At 53.2% G+C, this 3,083-nt stretch carries 3 protein-coding genes; all 3 read right to left on the bottom strand.

Translation table 11 applies throughout. The features are described from left to right. Positions 1-187 (bottom strand): hypothetical protein (locus AC2FNB_RS20835; protein WP_496748653.1); only part of this gene is annotated, 187 nt, incomplete at its 3' end. 169 nt (positions 188-356) lie between these two features. Further along, positions 357-1,871 carry an aldehyde dehydrogenase (NADP(+)) gene (locus tag AC2FNB_RS20830; protein WP_496748652.1) on the bottom strand — a complete coding sequence of 505 codons (1,515 nt, stop codon included), beginning with the start codon at positions 1,869-1,871 and terminating at the stop codon, positions 357-359. 13 nt (positions 1,872-1,884) lie between these two features. After that, positions 1,885-3,051: a fumarylacetoacetate hydrolase family protein gene (locus AC2FNB_RS20825; RefSeq protein ID WP_496748654.1), complete on the bottom strand. Its 1,167-nt coding sequence runs from the start codon at positions 3,049-3,051 to the stop codon at positions 1,885-1,887. Between the last annotated feature and the right edge of the window lie 32 nt (positions 3,052-3,083).

Here is a 3,083-nt window from a genome sequence, read left to right as displayed (position 1 = left end):
CTTCTAGCGTGTAGCCCGCATCTTCTGCAGCTTTTGCTGCACCAGTGCCGACATAGCGCCAGAACGACACACCAGAGTCAGGTGTGATGTAGACCAAATTCTTCGATTCAGCGAAGGCTGCCGTGCTTCCAAGTGACAGAGTGCCCGCGAGTATGGCAGTTGCAGCTAAAAAACTACGTCTTTTCATGAGGTATTCCTCCCTTTCAGTTGAGCAAGCTCCTTCTTGCTCTTTCGATTTTCCGCTTTCGCGGGTTTATGGTGAGCAACACGCTGGTCGATCACCATTTCCGTGCCGCTCTTTATGTATATGGTATACACTTTTGGGCGAAAATGCACTGGCTGCGCTTTGGTCAGCGTTATGACCACCCTCCCGGCAGCAGTTCATTAGGTATGTTTTGGTAGCAAACAGGACGCAGGAACCTGCGAATTGAGAGGGTTCCAACGGATGTTGCACCAAAGTTTGTGGAAGCCGGATACGGCCCGCCATGAACCATAGCATCACTCACTTCGACGCCTGTCGGGAAGCCGTTGGCCAGCACGCGACCAGCGGTCTGCTCCAAAATAGGCATAAGGTCTTTGGCAAGTTTCATGTCGCCATCATCCATATGAAGCGTACAGGTGATCTGGCCTTCAAATGCTTCTGCTAACTCAATCATTTCAGCCTGGTTTTCAGCTTCAATGACCAAGCCCATAGGCCCAAAGACTTCATGGGAGAGAGCTTCGTTCTTGAACCAGTCCTGACCCGAAACCTTATAGAGTGCGGCCGTAGCAGTGCGCCTTACACATGTGTCTGCAATCAGTTCCTGAACACCACCGGTCGAGCGAACGTCCGAGATGCCTTTCGCATACGCCTCAGCAATACCATCGGTCAGCATTGTTTGCGGATTGGCCTGCTTGAGGGCAGCCATGGTGGCGTCAAGAAACGCATCGACACCATCCCCTTTGATCACCACGGCGATGCCGGGGTTCGTACAGAACTGTCCTGCGCCCATCAAAAGTGAACCAGCCCAGCCTGAACCCAATCCTTCACCCCTGCTTGCGACCGCTTCGGGCAACATGAACATTGGATTGACTGAACCCAGCTCTCCGAAAAACGGGATTGGTTTTGGACGTGAAGCGGCAAGGTTGAACAGCGCACGTCCGCCATAGAGCGAACCAGTGAAGCCTACCGCCTGAATGTTATGATCGAGGACGAGAGCCTGACCCACATCGCGATTACCACCCTGAACGAGTGAAAACACACCTGGATGTAGTTTGCATTTCTCAACAGCAGCCAAAACCGCTTCGGCGACAACTTCGCCCGTGACTGGATGAGCTGAATGACCTTTGACAACAACAGGACAACCGGCTGCCAGAGCCGCCGCCGTGTCTCCGCCTGCCGTTGAAAACGCCAATGGGAAGTTTGACGCTCCAAACACGCCAACAGGACCTATAGGACGCTGCATCATCTTAAGATCGGGACGCGGCAATGGCTCTCGATTTGGCAGAGCCTCATCGTGCCTGCGGTCGAGATAGTCGCCTTTCAGAATGTGTTCTGCGAACAGACGAAGCTGCATCACTGTACGTCCACGCTCACCTTGAAGACGCGCTTCAGGCAATCCGGTTTCCGCCGAACCATGATGTGCAATCGCTTCGCCGCGCGCCTCGATCTCATCTGCAATCGTGTTCAGGAAAAAGGCGCGGTCAGCTTCAGACAGAGTTCTGTAGCTCTTGAACGCTTCAGCCGCAGCAGCGCACGCAGCCTCGACATCTTCTGGTGTGCCTACAGAGATATCGCAGGCTTCTCCCGTCGCTGGTTCAGACTTAAAGGTCTCTCCTCCAGCTACGCGCTGACCGGCAATGAAGTGTTTTCCGTGAGGGGTGTATGTCATGCTGTTGGCCGCCTTAAATGAGATTTCGTTGAGAGAGATTGCGCATCAATGACGTCGCCCCGAACGTCCAAGGCGGACAGTTCGTAGACAAATCGACCTTATTTCGCAGCGTCCCCAGCAATGGCGTTGAGATCTCAACAATGTCGCCAACTTTGTGCGTGAAACCTTGCCCTTCTTCATCTCGATCCTGAATCGGCGCGAACATACTGCCAAGGTAGAGCACGAAGCCATCGGGATACTGGTGATGACGACCGACTGTTTGTTTGACGAGGTCCACTGGCTTGCGGCTGATTTCATCCATGGAACAGACCGCTTCAAGCTTGAAACCATCCTCGCCGGTTATCTTCAAAGTGATCTCACATTGCTCGACATCTGCCATGGAGAACCCATCGTCAAACAGCCGCACAAAGGGACCAATTGAAGCTGATGCGTTGTTGTCTTTGGCTTTGCTCAACAGCAGAGCAGAACGGCCTTCGACATCGCGCAGATTTACATCATTACCGAGCGTTGATCCGACGACACGGCCATCCGATGTGACCACCAGAACGATTTCTGGCTCTGGATTGTTCCATGTTGAAATCGGATGAAGGCCAACACGCGCGCCCCAACCAACAGCAGATAGCGGTTGAGCTTTTGAAAAAACCTCTGCGTCCGGTCCGATACCAACCTCAAGGTACTGAGACCAAAGCCCCTCTTTCATGAGAACGGCTTTTACTTCTTCTGCGCGATCAGAGCCGGGAATGAGGTCTTTCAAAGTTCCACCGATGATGTCGGCGATCTGGGCACGAATTTCAGCTGCCTTTGAATAATCCCCTTCGGCGCGCTCTTCGATGACGCGCTCCACCATCGAGCGTGCGAAGGTCACGCCTGCCGCTTTGACGGATTGTAAGTCATTGGCTGCCAAGATGTGAAGCTTGTCCTCTGAGACATCGGCTTCAAGACTGGACGAGGCCAATTCTTCCAAAGAACAAACAGATTCACCCACTGTTGCGCTCACAAATTCAAGCAGGTCCTCGCGCTCAAACAAATCGCTAAGCGTTGGAGCTTGCTTGGTCGTTATGTCGATGACGTTGCCTTCATCAAGTTTGACGAGGCAGGGCCCTATGCCGGGACGCCAGATACGCCCAACATAGAGACCTTCTCTCCCCAGCCCAAAGTCGTTTTTATTGACTGCGGCCATTACTGTCCTGCCCACTCTGAGCCATTCGGGTA

The sequence above is a fragment of the Ruegeria sp. BHSB058 genome (assembly GCF_059613285.1).
Note: the sequence above shows the minus strand (reverse complement) of the source record. Positions and strands in the feature narration are given on the sequence as shown.

Bases quoted from the DNA above. Each gene is read 5' to 3' on its own strand.
- AC2FNB_RS20830 (WP_496748652.1), bottom strand. From the start codon at position 1,871: ATGACATACACCCCTCACGGAAAACACTTCATTGCCGGTCAGCGCGTA.
- AC2FNB_RS20825 (WP_496748654.1), bottom strand. From the start codon at position 3,051: ATGGCCGCAGTCAATAAAAACGACTTTGGGCTGGGGAGAGAAGGTCTC.